The sequence below is a fragment of the Paenibacillus silviterrae genome (genome assembly GCF_030167925.1).
In the GTDB taxonomy this organism is placed as follows: domain Bacteria; phylum Bacillota; class Bacilli; order Paenibacillales; family NBRC-103111; genus Paenibacillus_G; species Paenibacillus_G silviterrae.
This window is the reverse complement of record NZ_JASKUT010000002.1, coordinates 523,845-542,582: the sequence shown is the minus strand read 5'-3', so window position 1 is coordinate 542,582 and position 18,738 is coordinate 523,845. Positions and strand designations below refer to the sequence as shown.

Genomic DNA, 18,738 nt, shown 5'->3' with positions numbered 1-18,738 from the left:
GCTTCATGAAAAAGAAGGCAATTCTCAGATGAACGGATCATCCAAGAATTGCCCGGGAAAGGTTATTTATGAAACGTCATGTTTCCTGTGAACGGTCGGCCGGTTACCTTCATCACAGGGGTGCTGCGATCCGTTTGCCATACGGACACAGAAACCGTAGGTTTAGGCTTTCCGTTCATCGCGGCGTCATTCAAGAGCTCTAATTGCGCATGGTACTCTTGGCCGTCCATACCGATTCCGGTCCCGACCAGGCTCATCGTTTGTTCTGCAATGACTAGGAACTTGATCTGCTGCAGCTCGAACCGGATTCCACGCGGTTCATCGTGAATTCGCAAGCTCCCTTCCGGCTGACCTAAGCTGTTATATCCGAGGTTTGCCTGTAAGTGAACCTTACTTCCGTAAGTGCTTCCGGTGACCGTTTCCGTATTGACGGCAGTGAACCAGCCCCCCGCGGTTACCGGTCCTGCCGTCGGGTCATAAACAGCAAAGGTTACGGATACGTTCGAAACATTGCCGGCATAATCCGCAGCGGTTGCGGTAAGCTCGTGAACCCCCAATGCCGTTATGTTTGCTCCGGACTCATGAGGCTTTCCGTCAACCGTAATGGACAAACTCTTGACGCCGGTCTCCGCGTCCTCGGCCGTTATGACCGGGGTAACGCTGTTCGCGTAGCTTCCCCCATAAGTGATTCCCGTTACACTAATAGCAGGGACATGACTATCAAGCAGCTTCACCTTCAGATATGGTTTGAATTTACCTGATTCCTTGGAGTAGAAATTGGTGCTTAACCCGGGTTCCGTTTCTTGAAGGACCGCGAGACTTGCCGTGCGATCTCCAGCGGCCTGAGCTTTGACAAAGTCCGTTATGTCAAACTCCCGCCATGCCGGCTGACTATTGACTCTTGTCGTTGCCAATGATGCGCCTGTGGATGGCCGGTTGTTCCAGGTCAGACCGGTTTCCGTCCAGCTATCGTTTTCCACCGCACGAACCGTATTATCGATTTCCGTCCCTGCGCTGTCGGCAACATTGCCGTAGAGGTACAGCACCGCTGAGTCAACGTCGCCGGTCAGATCACCCAAGTCAAACTGAAGGAAAGCCTCACGCTGGAACCCTATACTGCTCCTCTTGACCGTCAAATTGCCGCCGCTTCCATAGTTTATGTCGGCGTAGCTTCCGTCTCGTGCGAACGTGTCCTTGGCTGGAGTGAATACGCGGCTAAGCGGGTCCATCACCGTAAAGTTCAGCCCCGCAAACTTAAGGTAACCGTCCAGTGTCACGGCGGCTACTACCCTTGCGCTGCCTTCGCCGACTGCCGTCACTACCCCGTCACCGCTTACCGATACCACTGCCGGGTTGCTAGAGAAGTACTCCACCTTAGCCCTGGTTAGGTCGGCGGGCTCTCCGGTGTTCATCGCTCCCGAGAGCTGCAGCCGGGTGGACTGCGATACCTTTAGACCGGTAGTATTCGTAGAAAGGGATACGCTCATTAACTCTGGTGTCCTGTTTGGATCACTCACGACGCGATCATAAATACGAACCTCAGTAATACTGTTGAACTGGTTTTGTGAATTACCGTGGCCGATAATACGGACATAGCGTGCTTGATGCTCGCCGATAACGTAATTCACCAGTCCTGTCGTAATGCCGCTGCTTCTTCCGCTGAATACTCGTGTCCACGAAGTGCCATCGCCCGAAACTTCAATATCAAACGAGGAAGTCCGCTCGTTCCCTCTATACCAGGCAACGGATACACTGCGTATGGTGCTCGGGGTACCCAGATCGTAGCGGATCCACTCTCCATCTCCCTCTGCCGACCATCGGGAATCCAAATCATCGTCTATCGTGTTCAGCGCGATATTGCCGTCATCGCTGCTAGCCGTTACATCGGCAACGGGCAAACCAACGTCTCCTACGCTAACCTTGCTCTGGAAATGAATTTGATACGTTCCGGTACCCCCACTGGGAGTCGATACGTTAATCCAAGCCGTTCCCGGAACTCCCGAAGCTTGCCGCACGTGAACCGAAGCATTCGAATTGGCAGCAACTGCTGTCACAATCGGTGCTGTCGTCGATCCATCGGGCAGGTTAACGTCATAGGTGAACGACTCAGCCGTGAAGCTTTCTAGAGGTTTGCCGTTAACGGTAATCGAATGTAACAAAGGTACTTCTACAGTAGGTGTATTCCACTCCGAAAGCGGCATTACCTGAGGCAGCTCCACCGGCGGAGATTCCCCTTCGCGCAGCGGAACCATCAGAACGGCCAATCTAAGATCCTGTACATCCTCCAGATGAATAGCCAGCTTGCGTATTCCCGCATTCGAATTTTGTCCTTCCGGGTTGGGGGACGTTGGCAGCGGTACGGCATCCATCACCACGAACTTGGCTTGAGACGGGGAAAGAATGCGCGCCCACAGCCGTTTTCCGTTACTATTAAGCATAGCCCATTGTCCGTCAGGTGCGATCTGCTCCACTTGGGTAGCGGTATGCATAAACCACCACACATCGGATGGGGATTTCGCCTGCACTTCATCCTGGATCAGCAATTGGCGCCGATGGTCCAGAAGGCGGATGCCGCGTTCCGCTTTCACCACGTTTTTCGCATAGGCTTGTGTCAGGTCAGCAACGGCAAACGACTCCTGAGGCGATGAAGCAAATTTGCTGATGCTGATGGTAGCGGCGGGATCTTGATCCGGACTTTCATCCGGGTTGATCACCAGAACATTTTGGCCTTCGCCTCTCATCCTGTAATACGTCCAACGTTCCCCGCCGAAATATCCCGGCAAGTTGTAGTTGTCGGCCCCTAGCTCCTGCGCCCAGCGCACGCCCAGTGCGTCGAGCACAAACGTACCCGCATCGAGGTTGTTGTGATTCTTTTCCTTGCTCGTTCCCTTGAAGCCCGCAAAAACGGCACGCGGGTCTTCCCACGAGCTTCTCATAGAGACAGCTTCCACATTGCGGAAGTATTTATCCAGCTGCAAATGGGAAGAACGCGGTCCGGGATAGTCGTTCGGAGCATACCAGAGCAAATCAAGCGGTGACGGGCTTAAGTCTGCACGCTGGGCCTGCCACCAGCCGTATTCCGGTTTATTGAATTCGGATCCGAACCAGTGCAGCGAGGGAGAATTAGGCAGACCCGAGCCCGCATCCGCAAAGTTAAAGGTCATGTTAATCGGCCCCGACATATGGATCGGAAAATCTCCGTTTAACGGAAAGCCGGGGCTTTGGGACAAGCCGAAGTCCGTTCCAACGGCTGTCTTCAGCGCCTTCATATAAAGTCCGGCGTACTCGACGGAATATGCCCAGTAGCCGGGTCCCTCATACCAGCCTCCGTCCGGAGCCCATTGTGCCAGTGCCTTCGGCAGCGATTGGAAGCCGCGCCCAAGAAGATCCTCTGCGAGCGCCTTCACCTCCGGCTCATCTCCGAAAGCCAGAGCTCCCATGCCGATGCCCCCATTGACTACAAAATTCCAGTTGTTGCTTGTATTCACCCAAAAGTCAGGTCTTTTGTAGCCGGCCAGCGCCGGGTTGAATCCCTTGTTCACCGTGGCATCGCGGAGAAATAGTTTCCGTTCAGCGGACCAATAATCGTAGAGCCAATCATAGCCGATGGCAAAGGCGTAGGTCATCTCCGCCGTATCGAGAAAGTGACTTGGATTCCAATCCTTAAATTTGCCAGCGGCCTCCAGCTCCTTCCAGGCTCTCTCGGCAAACCGGGCATCCTCCGTCAGACGGTACATCAGGCCCAGTGCTTGAATGCGGTCCTTGACCTTTCGGCTAACCGCCAATAATCTGACCCCGTCCGGAATTTCATAGATGGAAGCCGGCTCCGTCAATATCGTTTCAGCTCTAGCGTATAGTTTGTCATACCAGGATTGAAGTCTGGGATCTGCCGCAATACGATCCTTTAAGGCGGCGAAATCCGAAGCGCTTGCCAGCAGCCGCGGATGCTCGGCTTTGATTCTATCGGTGATCGGTATGACCTTGGATACCTGCGCATCATCAAACCATACGGTTCCGGAAGCGGCCCACAGAAAATACTCGACCAGCATCCTGGAAGCACCGGCAGGAACGGTCGCTTGATGCGTAATTTGGTCCCAATCCGCGGTTCCCTTTCGGGCGCCCACATAGTTATCGGTTCCGATCTTCGTGTTGTTTGCGTCGAAAAACTGATAGCGCATAACAACTCCTCTATCCGTTGAGACGATGTTATCCAGCTTGGCCCAAACACTTAACCTGTAGCTTTGATTTTGTTCTACGCGGATCGACTGATTGATGCTTGCCCTCGCGGGTTCAGCCGATTGTATCCGCAAAGAGCGGCTGCCGCTTTTGATTGCATTCTCATCTAGAGTAAATTGCGGATTGCCGGTATAACCGCTTGCAATCCATTTACTCCACGAAGCGGGTAAGCCGTTCGTTATTTGTTCGAAGCTGCCGTTGAGAAGCAAGTTCGGACCCTCCGTAGGTATCGCTGCCGCCGGCTCCCCCTGCGCAGGAGCTAAGGGAAGCATTCCTACAAGCAACGCAATCAAAATGGTCATTCTTACGAAGAAAGCGGGTGAGCATGCTCCTTTCCTCACTGCTGTTCTTGCATTGTCCCCCAAAGAAATCTCCCCTTTCACAATTCAGAAGAATGGATGACGCTAGTAATTCTCACTTGTATCCGGTTACATTTTGATACGGCACAGTTAAAGGCCTACTTTTTCGCTTTCATGTCCTGCTCTATTTTCTTGTCCGCGGCTTCCTGGGCTTCTCTCAGCAGCGTATTAATATCCTTAGTACCCAGGGCCAAATCCTTCAGCACACCGTTCAGTCCGCCTGCAGCGGTGATTGTATGGATGTTGGGCGGGATCATCTTGGCCGGCTTTACCTTTAGAGCGGCCTGCACATTTTTCCCTTTCAGCACTTCCATGTCAGCGCCAAACTGGCTTCGGATCGTCTCGTCTGCCAGCGCCGTTAAACGTGCCCTGCGGTTGATTCGCGATTGCACTTCGGGAGAAGTCGTCAAGAACTGAATGACCTCGAATGCTTCCTCTTTATGCTGACTTGTATTGGAGACTCCCAACAGCTTGGCTCCAGGGTCGATGGTCAAACCCGGCAATTCGGTAAGCATCGGAGCAGCCGTGATGTCAAAGTTCATAGTTACATTCCCTGCTTGCATCGTGCTGGAGACGTCGGTAAGCCAATTCACGTACATCGCCACCGTTTGATCCTTGATGAAATCCGCCCCCTTAATCGGATACTCATTATTCACAATCATACCTGGAATTTGAAAAAATCTTTGAATTCTCTCCAGGATGACTTTATTCTCAGGCGTGTCGATCAAGCTCTTATTGGTCTTGGCATCAATCAGCGGCGTCGACTTCACGCGGGTGAAAAATTCCGGATTTTGCGGCAGGACCCCGCGGTATTGAACTCCATTTTCTACATATGTCAGCTTTTTCGCCAAGTCATACAGCTCATCCCAAGTGATTCCTTCCTTAGGATAGGGAACGCCTCGCTTATCGAACAAATCCTTGTTATAGAAAAGCGCCATGTGGTTTAAATCAAACGGGATCCCGTAAATTTCGCCCTTGGGACCGAGCTCCCTAACCCAATCAATGTTGGGCTTGGCGAACTTGTTCAGGTCCAGGTTGTGCTTCTTGGCCAACTGGCTCATGTCATAGGGAATATTTAAATCGAAATATAAGCTGAGTCTGGAATTTGCCGTGTAGAATATGTCAGGAAACTGGCCGTTCGCTTGCATCTTGGTCGGATCCGTCCGATCCAGCTTCATCGTGATATGCGGGAATTTTTCCTTAAGCGGCTTGAACATCAAATCCTCGAACTCTTGGTCGCTCATACTGAGCCAGTAAGGGCTAATAATTAACTCCACCGGCTCTTTAGTCTTGCTGGGTTCGACAGCCTGCGGCGCGGGACCTACCGGTGCGCTGCCTCCCGAGCAAGCAGTCGTCATTCCTAAGCTTAAGGCTAGAAGAGAACCTGCCAATGCTTTCCTAGCTTTCATTCGATGACCTCCCATCATTTAGTTAAGCGCTTCCATTTCGTGGCTTACTATCAAGTCATCAACTGGATGTCCAAGAGTTACAGGCTGTTTCGTCAAAATAAATTCCATATCCCCCCTCCATTGGGTCCGACTGGGCTAAGTATAATTCAAAGGCCACTTTACTGGGTATGGTAAATATTGCTATTATAATTGCAAAGCTTGCTATTTCTTCAATTTTATTGCTTGTCTTACCCCCTTCATCTTACCAGGTCACCATGATCACGTTTCGGCTTTGACCGTGCGGGAGAGGAGATTGTCCTATGTCCACAACAATGGTAGCCTTTACGCTGGGGAACGGAGCCTTCACCTACATGCACAGCCTGACACCGAAGCCGGATAACGACCAGCACCGGCTGTATTTGGAATCCCGTTATCAGCTGTATTACCTCATTTCCGGCAGCGTTGATTATCAGATAGAGGGCAAAAGCTATAGTCTCCTTCCGGGAGACCTGCTTATCTTTAACAATAAGGAAATGCACCGCCCTTATTTCAGCACGGATGAAAGCTACGAGCGGATCCTTGTTTTCTTCAAGCCGCAATTTTGCAGCCATTATTGCAGCCCGGGCTATGATCTTCTCCAGTATTTCGAAAGGAAGAAGCCCGCCAGCTTCAATCGGTTGCCGGCAAGCATCGTCGAGGAAGCGCAGCTCCGGCGTTATTTTACCGAAATCGAACAATTGGGTCAGGAGCTGAACCCTCAGAACCGGCTGCTGATCGAACTCACCTTCATTCGGCTGCTCGTCCATATCAATGAATTGATTTCCTCCTACTCCGGGCCTGATGAGCCGACACTTGAGCAGCATGAGAAGCTGGAGAGGATCATCCGTTATATCCATGATCATTTGTCCGTCAACATTACATTGGATGAGATCGAAGGAAGATTTCATATTAATAAGTACTATTTCTCGCATTTATTCAAAAAGACCATGGGTGTTTCCTTTAAACAGTATGTATTGAACAAGCGTTTGTCCAAAGCTACCGCCTTATTAAAGCTCTCCGTGCCTCCGGCGGAAGCCGCGCGCTTATCTGGATTTGAAGACTACTCCAACTTCTATAAGGCGTTTACGAAAGCAACCGGCGTCGCCCCGTCCAAATATACATAATCGAAGTTCATGCATAGAGACCGACCCGTAAGCACGGATCGGTCTCATCGAGTTTTCTAAGCGGATACAGCTTCGATGTATGCCATCATCCAAGGCCATGTAGGAGCCGCGGGCATGCTCGGGAACAATGCACCCCAAATACGCATGCTTAATCGGAACGTATAGCAGCTCTCCGAAGGTCGCGATAACCATGGCGCCGAATAGCACCCACGGACGGTCGCAGTAAGCAATCAGGCCGTAAAACAGAGCATAGTCGAGAAAGCCTCCCATCAAAAGCGGCTCTTCCGCGAAACGCTGCATCAACGCCCGTATCAAGAAAGATAACAGCACGACGAGAATCGTATTCTCTGTGCGCAGTAATCCAAGCAACTGAATGCCGTTAAACTGATAAGACCAAGCTCCCCAGCTGAATACGCTGGCCTCCGCTACCTCTTTTTCCAAGCCGATCCCAATGTAATTGCCTAAATGAAATTCTACCGACATAATCAGCATGCTTGCATTTCTTCCGTCCGATCCGGTCCGCTTAATATCCGCCGACAAAGCCGCTGAAGGCCCCGTCGAGAATAAAGAAGATCGTAGCCATCCCGGCAAAAGTCGTGCCCAGCTTACTTGCAAAATAAATGGCCATGAACGGCGTCGTCAGGCTGGAGAGCCCTTCCCGGCCTCCCCATGCCGCCCTTACCAATCATGCTATATCTGTTTGCCAAAAGAGAGGGACTCCTAGGAGACGCGGCTGTGCTGCGGAAAGATTCAGCATATAAAATGCTTCTAGTGGTTTCAGCATAATTCTGCAAATAAGCAGAAATAATCCGTTTTTCCCCAGTGAAATCGGTGGATTTCTGCGTAAATACAACTTTCAAAACGTACAAAGCCTGTTTGCAGCCTTTGTACGCTTTGAAAAGTGAGTTTTCGCACAAATCTCGTTCTGAACCCGGGTACGGCACATAGATTTCTGCAATTTTGCAGCTTTACGCGGAAATGAGGGTGCCCTACGACACCCTCCTAGTCGTTCGACGACTACTCACTTCGCATTACTCCGAAACATGCCAATTCGCCTAGCCATTTCATTATTGGAGAAGTCGGCTGCCATGCATTGAATTTCCGCCAGCCCTCCCCGTTGATACGGCCATCGGCAAAGAGTCGGAAAGTGTTCTCTCCCTTACACGGCTATGCGTTCATTTCATTGTGCAAGGCTTTCATATTTTTGTACTGATTGGGAATCGTCACCCGGAACAGCGACCCCTTACCGAGCTCGCTTTCCAGCTCAATCACACCGTCATGCGCTTCTACAAGCGCCTTGGCAATGCTAAGTCCCAAGCCTACACCGCCGCTGAAGCGGGAACGGGACTTGTCCGCCCGGTACAACCGATTAAATACGTAGGGCTGATCCTGCGGTCCGATGCCAATCCCCGTATCCCTGCAATACAGAATCGTGTAGTCTCCGTGCCAGTCCACACCGATCGTGATCGCGCCGCCGTCGTTTGTGTATTTGATCGCATTGGACACTAGGTTGGAGACCACCTGGACGATCTTATCGCGATCCACCTCAGCGTAGCACGGTACATTCGGGTTGCTGAACCGCATCCGGATGCCCTTGCTTTTGGCGAGCGGCTGAAAGCTTCGAAATACTTGCTCCGTCAGTTGGATTAAATCCACCTTGGTGATATGGATGGTGAATCGTGCCGCTTCCGCCTCCGAAAGCTTCTCCATGTCGGTTACAAGCCGGGTCAGCCGGATGATTTCATCATAGATTTGCTGCAGCCACTCTACGTCCACCTCGTAAATGCCGTCGATCATAGCCTCCAGCTGCGAGAGCATGGAGGTCAGCGGGGTCCTTAGCTCGTGAGTCAAATCCTCCATCAGGTTGTGACGCCAATCCTCCTGCCGGCGCAGCTCCACGGAAAGCTCGTTCAAGGTCAGCGCCAGCTGCCGGATCTCCTCCGGACCGAGAACAACCGCCTTCGTCTCCCGGTCCCCGGTCCGGATCTTGTCCGCAGTATCCTTTAACCGCTGAAGATGGCGCGAAAGCAGCCTTGAAACCATCACACTGATTACAATCGAAAGCAAAAGGGCAACGCCAAATAAGAGAGCGGATCGTTTCTTCATCATGCCCTGATAGGCTACGAAGCTGGGGTCCAGCTCGTTCATCTGCTTGAGATACGCTACCTGAAGCAAGCCGCGATGTTCCCCTTTGGCCACGACGGGAAATTCCTGTAGGTAGACCGCCTTAGGATCCGTGATGCGTGAAAACATATCGAACCATATTTGCTGCCGATCCTCGCCATAACGAATAAGAATGCCATACAGCGTGGCGCGGCGCGTTAACCAGGCTTGCTGCTCCTCCGTGTACGGACCGACGCTCATCTCTTCATTGCGAAGATCATCCATCATTTTAAAGGCATTGATCTTCACCTGCTCCTGCTGATATTGCTGAAAAACATCGCCCCAGTTGTAGCTGTAGCCATAAGTAATGATGGATAACAGGATAAAGAAGCTGATCTGTAGGGTAAGAAACAGGATGACATTCATTTTACGAAAATAAGCTTTCATCGACATCAATCCTTGCGGTCAGGCTCCGCGGCGAATTTATACCCGGCTCCTACCATCGTCAAAATATACCTAGGCTCCTTAACATCCTCTTCGATCTTTTTCCTCAAATTTTTCACGTGCGTATCGATCGAGCGGCTATCCCCCATAAACCGGTAGCCTAACACGAGCTGCGTCAGCTCCGTTCGACTGAATAGCTTGCCCGGCTTCTCGGCGAGCACGCTCATCAGCTTGAATTCGGTCAACGTCAAGCCGGTCAGCAGGCCCCGTACCAGCAGTGTCTTCTCCTCCAGATTTAACACCAGCTTACCTTTATCAAATGTGAGAACAGACGCCGATTGCACTTCGGGAGCATAGGTCCTTACCCTGCGCAGCAGCGCATGGATCCGGGCGATGACCTCCTTCATCCGGTAAGGCTTGGCAATATAATCATCCGCACCGAGGTTAAGCCCTTCGATCGTATCGCTCTCCTTCGATTTGGAGGTAAGCATAATGATAGGAACGATAGAATGGCGCCGGATCTCCCGGCACACCTCTTCCCCGGAAAGTTCCTCCAGCATCAAATCAAGCAGGACGAGGTCATAGGATCGGCTTTGAAACCATTCCAGCGCTTCCCGGCCGCTTCCCGTATCGTCAACCGCCCACCCTTCGTTCCGAAGATAAGCGATCAGCACTTCCCGTATTTTCGGTTCATCCTCAACAACCAAAATCCGCATGGCGGCCCCCCTGAACTTTCTTCTTCTCTCTATCATATCTGTCACTGCGAATTGGGACAAGCAGGAATGCAAGAAAGAGGCCCTTCCTAAAGCGGATTTTCCGCCGGAAGAAGGCCTCCTCCAAAGCTTACCGTTCTATTCTACCAGCCCTGTACGTTCTACTCCTTCTACGAACCAGCGCTGAGTAAAGGCGTATACCGCCAGCACAGGCATGATAATGAGGAAGGATGCGGCCATTTTGATCGGCTCCGCAAAGACGCTAGGTCCCGATTGCTCCGCTTCCGCCGTAAGCGCAGCGGCCAATCTCGACAAGCTGATGGACAAGGGAACCTCTTTGGCTCCGAACATGTACATTGACGGATAATAGAAGTCGTTCCAGTTCCACACGAAGGAGAACAGGAATACGACGATAATGGCCGAGCTCGAAATCGGCAGCATCACCCGGAAGAACACCCGGAATACGCTCGCTCCGTCAATCTTGGCCGCTTCCTCCAGCTCCTTAGGCAGGGTTGAGAAAAACTGCCGGAAGATGATAACAAATAAAGCACCCTTCAGTCCGTGCCCGAAAATCGCCGGGATAATGAGCGGCAGGTACGTATTCAGCCATCCGAACTCCTTGAAGAGCAGGATGGAGGGAAGAATCGTTACCTGCGGCGGCATCACGAAGGAAAAGATCAGGCACACGAACATGGTTTTCTTAAACGGGAATTCGAGCCGCGCAAACGCATAACCGGCAATAGCGCAGGAAATCACCTGCAGTACGGCTACGGATAACGAGGCCGTTAAGCTGATGGAGAATGCGCTGGGATATTTCAGCAGCCGGAATGCTTCCTGCAGGTGCCCCCAGAAGAGAGACCGCGGCACCCAGATTACCGCAGGGTCGAGCAGGTTGTTGGCATCCTTGATCATGGTGGTGACCATATACAGAATCGGCTTGACATAGATAAATGCCGTATCGACCAGAATCAGGTACATGAACAGCCGGAAGATAAGTCCTTGGTTGGCTTCCTTCCCTAGAAGCGTATTGCGCGTGTTCAGAAGCAGCTTTCTTGTATTCAGCTCCTTCGGGCTGTATCTTGTTCTCACAATCTCCGTGAGTCGTTGCATGTCGTTCCCTCCCTTCTATCGGCTGGCGGTTGCGGTTTTGGTCAATCTGCTAAAGATGAAGATCGCAATGCCAAGGAAAATCATGACGATGATAAAATAAATCCATGCCAGTGCACTCGATAAGCCGTAATTCGCTGTAGTTACCTTCGTAATAATCGGGTTCGACGGGAAGGTAAACAAATCAACGACCGTATAAATGATGTTCAGGAAAATGAACGGAGACATGCCGGGCAGCGTAATTTTCCAAAACGTTTCCCAAGGGTCCGCTCCGTCGATTCTCGCGGCTTCATACACCGAGACCGAGATCGTCTGACGTCCCGCCAAGAAGATCAGAATCTGGACGCCGGAGTACCACAGCACCAGCACGAACGAGCTAATGACTTTAATGATCGGTGCGGACCAGGCGGCAGGAAGATATGTGGTAATGAAGCTGCCGATTTCGAATTCTTGTACAAAGCCAAGCGTCCCTTCCCCTTGGGTAATGAACTCCTGGATGATTTGACCGGAGGAGAAGATCACCGGCAGGAAGAAAATGACCCGAAAGAAACCGCGGCCAAGAAACTTCTGATTCAGTAAAATCGCCACCATCAAGGAAAACACGACGATGATCGGAATCATGAAAAGCGATTGACGGAGAAACGGCAGCAGGTCGTTGTAAAGCAAGCCTCCGTCCGCCAGCAGAATTTCCCGGTAGTACTGAAAGCCGACTGGAGTATATTCAATCCCGCTGGCGGTAATCCGAACCCTTTGAAAGCTCATATACAGCGAGTATGCGAGCGGGAAGGCAAGAAAGGTGAGGAACCCGAAAGCCCACGGTGCAATAAACAATGAGCCTTCCAGCTTCCGAAGGGAGACGGCGCTTAGCTTCCATCTGCGACGGTTCATGGAGTCTTCCCTCCTGTAATCACGATAAAGTCTTGTGCCGGAACCTTGATACTTCCGTTCGTATACGGTTCGGCATTATAGTTGACGATGATCTTCTTCCCGTTCTCGTATTCGGTCTGCTTCACATTCGGCGCGAGCGTCCGGTGGCCGGTAATGAGCTTGTTCTGCACATCGCCAAGCGCCTCGTTAAAGCGTTGGTACTCCTCCAGCGCCTTCACTTCCCAATCCCGGTAATTCAAGCTGTAGTACCAGATCGAATACGCGCCCTTCATTTCCCCCGAATCCGCATGAGTAAAGATGAAGCCCGGGTAAGCCCCATACTCGATCGATCGTAAAAACTCCTCTTGATACTGATCCCTTAGATTAGACCAGTCCGACGTGTAGCTGACCAGCCCGTGCAAAGCAATTTGAAGGAACGGAACCGCCTCATCGACGAAGAGATCATGGGAATGATCCTGCTGAATACGATGAATGTGCTTCAGCTCTCCGATACCGTACATATTGCCTCTTTCGACGCTGACACCGCCGAGCGTTTCCTTGATCTCCTTCATAGCCTGCTCATGCAGCTTCCTGACCTCAGAGCGGGGAGCCCTGTGGCGATCATTGAAGTCGCTGTTCAGGTAACGTCCGATGCCGTCCTCCAGATGCAGTCCGTCGGCGCCCAGCTCTTTAAACAGCTGCAGATCCTTGGAAATCATCTGGGTCGCGTAGCGCGGACTCATCATGGTGATCAGGTCCCGGTTATTAAAGTTAGTAAACTCAATCAGGCGTCCGGCCAAATTGCGCATCCCGTCGTATCTCGGCCTAAAGCCGTTCGTTTCCGTATTGTTTTGGCTGTAGTTGGCCGTCAGGAACACCGGTAGCTTCAGGCTGTGAGCGAATTGAATAAACTGCTTCATCCCTTTATTTCCGCCCAGACGGGAATCCACCTCGGTTAAATCCCCATATTTGCTGTAGCCGCCTTCCTGCCAGCCGGAATAGTTAATCGTCATGTTCTCAATGCCCAGCCCATACAGCCGGTTGATCATCTCCGTCGCTTCCGACGTCGTAGTACCCTTCAAATACTTATCCCAGATGAGCCCCTGTTTCCGGTCTGCGCCTACGATATCCACGAACATCGGAATCTTTTTGCTTACCGTCTGCAGCGGCTTCAGGCCTTTGTCCTTCATCAGATACTGCCGGTATTTGGAGGCCATTCCGGTGTAATCGCTTTGAGCCGGGTCAAGCAAATAATATCGCACGGTACGCTGTACGGAGAATCTCTCCTTGCTATAGGTGAAGAACCCGGCATTGCCCTTCTGACTCGTATTTTGGAAAAATTTCACTCGATACTGCCATTCCGGTGTGATCCAGTTTGAAATCCCGAACGCCCCTGATGGGGATGCGAACAGCTTTGCATATTCCTCTCCACTGGTCATCACAGCCACAAACGCCGTATCTCCGGACTTCAATCCGAAAATCGGAGCCACGACATATTGTCTGGCCGTTTCTTCGTTGAAGAACGCATAGTCGCTTCCATAGATGCTTTCCCGATAAATCGATTTGTCCTGCGTACGGTTCGGCTTGAAGCGGATCAGTGCGCCGGGACCGTCCGGCACGAGCATGTATCCTTCTTGGTCCAGTGAAGGCTCCGCGCCTAGAAGCGGATACAGCTTTAGATTGAGCAGCGACAGCTTGCCTTCGACAATGGCGCTGTCCACGATTTTCGTCTCCACATAATCATCGGCCAGCTTGACCTCTACTGGAATTTTAAACCCGGTACCCGCAAAATGATACGTCAGCTTAAACCCGTCCGAGGTGGTCTGGAACCCTTCCAGAACGCCTTTGTCCTCCGCCCAGCTGATGATCTTCGGCTGAGACTTGAAATTGGCCATATCAATGTATTCGAGCATGATCGGCGAGCGCAGGTTGTTCCTCCACGTACCGGATATCGTTTCCTTCGACCAATGCTCCGGATTCGGATACGAGCGGAGCACCTTGCCGCTTCGTTTGTCCTCCGTCTTGAAATGACCTGTCGTGCTGTCAACCCACAGACGAAGCTGTGCATTCTCAGCGACCATGCGGAACTTGCTCTCGTCGGGGAGCTCCGCTGCTCGGTTCGCCTGGGCAGCAGGCGCTTGAGCTGGTGCTTGAGCTGGAGCCGGTGTGGTCTGAGCGGCAGGCTTCGAATCCGCCGGCTGTGCCGGAGCAGGAGCAGCCGGCGCCGGTGCCGCAGCCATACCGAGCTGCGGCGGCGATTGCGACACGAGCAGACCCGCAGCCGTAACAGCTGCCAAGGCGGCTGCGGATAACATTTTGAATTTCCGATAGTTGCGGGTCATCGGATCGTCACCTCCTGGTACACGGAATAGAAGAAGTCTTTGAGCTCATTGGTTAAACCGAACGTAACGAAGATCAGAACGCCGAGAATCGTCATGGTCGCCATGGACAGGAAGATGTTCATTCCCGTTTCTCCGACGCTGTAATTTTGCATCGCCTGCACCTTCCATACCATGAGCAGGGCAACCCATGCGATCAGCGCCGTCTCCAGGAAGGAGAAAATCGCAGCCTCACTGAGCGTCATCAGCTTGGATAGGAACGTCAGCGGCAGTCCCAGCAGTACAAACGGGAATAACGCATACGAGCTGCCATACACCACATCGCGGAAGCGACCTTCTCCCCGATAGATCGTGCTGATCAAGTAGTTCGAGATCACCCACCCGAACCAGACGATGACGAACTGGGTGAAAATCGTCACTAGGTTGATCTCCTGCGCCGCGGACGGATTGAACATGAAATCGGTGCCTGCCCGCATCACGCAGAAGGAAGCCGCCGAAACGAGGAACAGGATCGTGCTGCTAAGCATGCTGCCTTTTCCTTCATAACGGATCGCAGCAAACCCATCCAGAGGGTGCTTCAGAATATAAAAGGCATGCTTTAACTGATTCACCAGCGGAATGTCCGACGGCTTGCGATGCTTCCATGCCTTTCTCCAGCTCGTGTTACGGGTGAACCGGTTCAGGAGATAAAGAGCCAAGCCGCCGATGAGCACGATATTCATCAGCACGCCGAAATGCTTCTGGAACCATTGTAGACGGATTTGCCAGAAGGCGTCCGAATAGCCTTGCACGAATCCCGCTTCGAAGAACAGCCTCTCCGCTTTCTCGAATTCGCCTTTCTTATAAGCGGCTTTGGCAAGCCCAAGCACCGCAGGAGTATAGTAGGCGTTTAAGCGCAGCACCTCCTGCCAAGGCTTCTCGCTCTCTTCATAGCGTCCATCTTGGGTGAGCTGGTTCGCTTTATGCACCAGAGCGCCGAATTCCGACAGACGGAACATTTGGACCGCGCCGTTCTCTTCATCCAAGATGAACAGCTCATTCTTCGAGTTGTTGGCAATCGCCGAAGGCGTCTTCACCACGCCGAGACGATTAGAGGAGGCCGGTGAGGAGCCGCCCCAGAAGAAGAGGAGATTGCCGTTGCCGTCGTATTGGTTCACATACTTGAGAGTCGAATCAATCGCCGTAATGTTACCGCTGCGATCCACCGTCAAATCACTGAGCTGGGGCTTCTGCAGCTTATCCCTCGGAGGGAATCTGACTTCCCCGAACGATTTGGTCGTGACTGAGTCGGAAAATTCATCCTTGAAGGCGAGCAGATCCTTCCCTGCTATGTTCAGCTTCTTAAGCTGCCCTGAAGCTACTTCCTTGGTCGCCGTGTAGATCAGCCCGTTCTGGTCAATGGTCACACTGGCTACCGAGCCCGGCAGCTTGCTAATTTCGCGAAGGTACATTTCACGGGTATAGACGAGACGTTTGAACGCGTCCATAACCGAAAATTCCGTCTTATTGGCCCCGAAGAAGCTCAGGAAGTTGCCGTCCGGATCGAGCTGCAGCAATCCCTGATATCCGCCTAGTGTGGCAATATAGAGGAACCCGCGCTTGTCAACGACAAGCTTGATCGGATCATACTTGAAGGAGTCCGGCAAAAATTTGGATGTCGGCTGCTTGAATTCCTTCATCAGCTTTCCGTTGTTATCGAGACGAACGACCCGCTTATTGCCGGTATCGGCCACATAAATATCGCCCTTTTGGTCGATAAACAGCCCCTCCGGCTTCTTCAGCGGACTTTCTTTGACATCCAGAATCCGGAGCAGTTGTCCTTTCTCGTCCAGGTGCACGATCCGGCTATTCCCGGTATCGGCAATGTAAATATGATCTTTGCTGTCGATGAACAAATCCTTAGGCTGTACGAGCGGAGAATATACCTGCTTGCTCGGGTCCTTCGGATCCGGCACATAGATGTCGCGGCCAAGTGCCGCAACAGGGTTATAAGCCGATTGTGTCCAGACGAGCTGGCCGAAGCTATCTTTATAATTGGTGTCATATGGGACGTAAGCGAATGCGGAAACCGGCCAGATCGAAACCGTCATAAGGACAACCAATAGTACAAGGAGAAGCGATCTGAATGAATGACGTTTGTTCAACTAACGTTCTCCTCCTTCCTATTTAATCCCGGAGTGAGCCATCGTAGCGATCACTTTCCCCTGGAAGAACAAGAATATGATCAGGTTCGGGATGAACATGATAAGTGCTGCTGACGCTGCCGCTCCCTGTCTCGCCACGCTGTTGGCCAAGTTATTGGTCAATGTGGACAAGAAGAACGGGAAATTCTTCATTTCGTCATCCTGCATAAAGAGCGTGGAGGTCTCGACGTTCCCCCAAGAGCTCTGGAAGGTCAGGATCGCTACGGTCGCTACCGCAGGCATACAAACGGGAATGACGACCCGCAAGAATATGAGAAATTCTCCCGCTCCATCAATTCGCGCCGCTTCAAGCAGCTCGTTAGGCAGCTGATCGATAAACTGCTTTAGAAGAAACACACCGACCGGCATCGCAACCAGCGGGAGAATATGCCCCCAGTACGTGTTCATAATGCCTAGGTTGCTGACGACCAGATAACGCGGAATTTGAACCGCTTCCGGCGCAAACATCAACGTCAGGATAATAGTGGCGAATACCATTTTATGCCCCGGAAATTTATGCTTCGATATCGGATAAGCGCACATCGCGCTAACGATCGTGACACATACTACCGCTCCGCCTGAGATGATCAGACTGTTAAACAGATAACGGCTTACCGGAACCGTAGAGCTGGAGGCTACCAGCAGCAATTCTACAAAGTTCTGAAGTGACGGCTCTCTTACCAGAAAGGTAGGCGGATACACGAACAATTCATGATACGGCTTCAGTGCATGGTTAAATATATAGACGAGCGGCAGCAGCATAAACGCCGACAGTATGATGAGGAACAGGATCAACAGCTTCTGGAAGCCGTCCATGGACTTGAGCTTGGAGCCGCCCCCTCCCCACAGCCGCGGCAGCTGCTTCCACCAGGTTAAGGTGCGCTGCATTATTCATCCTCCTTCGAGCCGAACAAGCCCCAGCAAAATTTATTGGATGCGTACATCAGCAGCAAGAGGAATACCGAGATGGCCGCCGCATAACCCATTTCGAAACGGATAAAGCCATAATCGTCAATATGGTTAATGATCAAGTGACCCGCGTATTGCGGCGTCGGGTTCGTACCTGACAACTCCACCCCGATCGCCCCTGCCTTAAAGGTGGACACGATGGCCATGACCGCACCGAACAGCATTTGGGGCTTCATCGAAGGGATCGTAATGTACCAAATCTCTTGTAAGCGGCTCTTCATTCCATCGATGCGTGCCGCCTCGTACAGCTCGCTGTTTACGTTGAGTATCCCTGCAAGCATCGCCAGGAAACCGACCCCCATGCTGGACCACAGCGTAACGGCAATCATCGAGTTCATGAGATACGCCTTATCCGTCACCCAAAGCCGAGGCTCATCCAGAAAGCCCAGCTCGAGCAGGATGCTGTTCAAGTAACCGATCCGGTCCCCTGTCAGCATCGGAAGCCATACAATCGCCATCGCGATCCCCGCCGTAAGAGACGGGGTGTACATAGCGAGCGCAAACCAGCGGCGCGTGGAGCCCGGCAGCTGCGAGATAAGCCATGCAAGTAGGAAAGCGGCGATATAGCCGCCCGGACCGACAATAATCGCAAATTTGAACGTATTCGGAAGCGCATATTTCAGGAAAAGCAAATCCTGTGATATCAAATACTGAAAGTTGCTCCAGCCGATAAAACGCGGCGGTTCGATCGCATTAAAGTAAGTAAAGCTCAATACGATCGCCGCGCCTACCGGTATGACGATGAATGCTGCAAAGCACAGCATGAACGGTGCAATGAACAAGTAGGAGAGGCGATAAGCCCAGATCTCGGAAAGAAGACCCATGAATTTGGATGCCAGGCTCGGCTTTCCTTGTGCCTTCACACCC

13 protein-coding genes are annotated in these 18,738 nt (G+C 52.0%); 1 reads left to right on the top strand and 12 read right to left on the bottom strand.

The features are described 5' to 3' along the window. Positions 1-62: 62 nt before the first annotated feature. The gene (locus QMO62_RS25945) at positions 63-4,508 is read right to left on the bottom strand and encodes a CBM96 family carbohydrate-binding protein (protein ID WP_284645402.1); all 4,446 of its coding nucleotides are present in this window, start codon (positions 4,506-4,508) and stop codon (positions 63-65) included. Between the two features lie 185 nt (positions 4,509-4,693). Continuing rightward, a complete protein-coding gene (locus QMO62_RS25940) occupies positions 4,694-6,004 on the bottom strand; it encodes an ABC transporter substrate-binding protein (protein ID WP_284645401.1) in 1,311 nt (436 codons plus the stop codon). Positions 6,005-6,303: 299 nt separating this feature from the next. On the opposite strand from QMO62_RS25940, the gene QMO62_RS25935 reads away from it, so the two are divergent. Continuing rightward, complete coding sequence (locus tag QMO62_RS25935) at positions 6,304-7,146, top strand: AraC family transcriptional regulator (protein WP_284645400.1); 843 nt, start codon at positions 6,304-6,306, stop codon at positions 7,144-7,146. Here the strand turns inward: QMO62_RS25935 and QMO62_RS25930 are convergent. From QMO62_RS25930 to QMO62_RS25885, 10 genes are all read right to left on the bottom strand, one after another. Further along, positions 7,066-7,638, bottom strand: coding sequence for an MFS transporter (locus tag QMO62_RS25930; RefSeq protein ID WP_284645399.1), 573 nt, complete (start codon positions 7,636-7,638; stop codon positions 7,066-7,068). The genes QMO62_RS25935 and QMO62_RS25930 overlap by 81 nt on opposite strands. Positions 7,639-7,669: 31 nt before the next feature. Beyond that, the gene (locus QMO62_RS25925; protein WP_284645398.1) at positions 7,670-7,831 is read right to left on the bottom strand and encodes a hypothetical protein; all 162 of its coding nucleotides are present in this window, start codon (positions 7,829-7,831) and stop codon (positions 7,670-7,672) included. Between the two features lie 482 nt (positions 7,832-8,313). Continuing rightward, the gene (locus QMO62_RS25920; RefSeq protein ID WP_284645397.1) at positions 8,314-9,696 is read right to left on the bottom strand and encodes a sensor histidine kinase; all 1,383 of its coding nucleotides are present in this window, start codon (positions 9,694-9,696) and stop codon (positions 8,314-8,316) included. A gap of 5 nt (positions 9,697-9,701) precedes the next feature. Then, positions 9,702-10,409, bottom strand: coding sequence for a response regulator transcription factor (locus QMO62_RS25915; protein WP_284645396.1), 708 nt, complete (start codon positions 10,407-10,409; stop codon positions 9,702-9,704). Positions 10,410-10,544: 135 nt separating this feature from the next. Further along, complete coding sequence (locus tag QMO62_RS25910; protein WP_284645395.1) at positions 10,545-11,516, bottom strand: carbohydrate ABC transporter permease; 972 nt, start codon at positions 11,514-11,516, stop codon at positions 10,545-10,547. A 15-nt stretch (positions 11,517-11,531) separates the two neighbouring features. After that, positions 11,532-12,401 (bottom strand): carbohydrate ABC transporter permease, encoded by an 870-nt coding sequence (locus QMO62_RS25905; RefSeq protein ID WP_284645394.1) that lies wholly within the window; start codon positions 12,399-12,401, stop codon positions 11,532-11,534. After that, positions 12,398-14,722 carry a DUF5696 domain-containing protein gene (locus QMO62_RS25900; RefSeq protein WP_284645393.1) on the bottom strand — a complete coding sequence of 775 codons (2,325 nt, stop codon included), beginning with the start codon at positions 14,720-14,722 and terminating at the stop codon, positions 12,398-12,400. The genes QMO62_RS25905 and QMO62_RS25900 overlap by 4 nt, the downstream gene beginning before the upstream one ends. Beyond that, positions 14,719-16,863: a YIP1 family protein gene (locus QMO62_RS25895; protein ID WP_284645392.1), complete on the bottom strand. Its 2,145-nt coding sequence runs from the start codon at positions 16,861-16,863 to the stop codon at positions 14,719-14,721. Before QMO62_RS25895 ends, QMO62_RS25900 begins: the two co-directional genes overlap by 4 nt. 18 nt (positions 16,864-16,881) lie before the next feature. Beyond that, positions 16,882-17,790: a carbohydrate ABC transporter permease gene (locus QMO62_RS25890; RefSeq protein WP_284645391.1), complete on the bottom strand. Its 909-nt coding sequence runs from the start codon at positions 17,788-17,790 to the stop codon at positions 16,882-16,884. Continuing rightward, positions 17,790-18,695: a carbohydrate ABC transporter permease gene (locus QMO62_RS25885; RefSeq protein ID WP_284646680.1), complete on the bottom strand. Its 906-nt coding sequence runs from the start codon at positions 18,693-18,695 to the stop codon at positions 17,790-17,792. The genes QMO62_RS25890 and QMO62_RS25885 overlap by 1 nt, the downstream gene beginning before the upstream one ends. Positions 18,696-18,738 lie beyond the last annotated feature (43 nt).

Bases quoted from the DNA above. Each gene is read 5' to 3' on its own strand.
- QMO62_RS25945 (WP_284645402.1), bottom strand. From the start codon at position 4,508: ATGCTTCCCTTAGCTCCTGCGCAGGGGGAGCCGGCGGCAGCGATACCT.
- QMO62_RS25940 (WP_284645401.1), bottom strand. From the start codon at position 6,004: ATGAAAGCTAGGAAAGCATTGGCAGGTTCTCTTCTAGCCTTAAGCTTA.
- QMO62_RS25935 (WP_284645400.1), top strand. From the start codon at position 6,304: ATGTCCACAACAATGGTAGCCTTTACGCTGGGGAACGGAGCCTTCACC.
- QMO62_RS25930 (WP_284645399.1), bottom strand. From the start codon at position 7,638: ATGCTGATTATGTCGGTAGAATTTCATTTAGGCAATTACATTGGGATC.
- QMO62_RS25920 (WP_284645397.1), bottom strand. From the start codon at position 9,696: ATGAAAGCTTATTTTCGTAAAATGAATGTCATCCTGTTTCTTACCCTA.
- QMO62_RS25915 (WP_284645396.1), bottom strand. From the start codon at position 10,409: ATGCGGATTTTGGTTGTTGAGGATGAACCGAAAATACGGGAAGTGCTG.
- QMO62_RS25910 (WP_284645395.1), bottom strand. From the start codon at position 11,516: ATGCAACGACTCACGGAGATTGTGAGAACAAGATACAGCCCGAAGGAG.
- QMO62_RS25905 (WP_284645394.1), bottom strand. From the start codon at position 12,401: ATGAACCGTCGCAGATGGAAGCTAAGCGCCGTCTCCCTTCGGAAGCTG.
- QMO62_RS25900 (WP_284645393.1), bottom strand. From the start codon at position 14,722: ATGACCCGCAACTATCGGAAATTCAAAATGTTATCCGCAGCCGCCTTG.
- QMO62_RS25890 (WP_284645391.1), bottom strand. From the start codon at position 17,790: ATGCAGCGCACCTTAACCTGGTGGAAGCAGCTGCCGCGGCTGTGGGGA.
- QMO62_RS25885 (WP_284646680.1), bottom strand. From the start codon at position 18,695: ATGGGTCTTCTTTCCGAGATCTGGGCTTATCGCCTCTCCTACTTGTTC.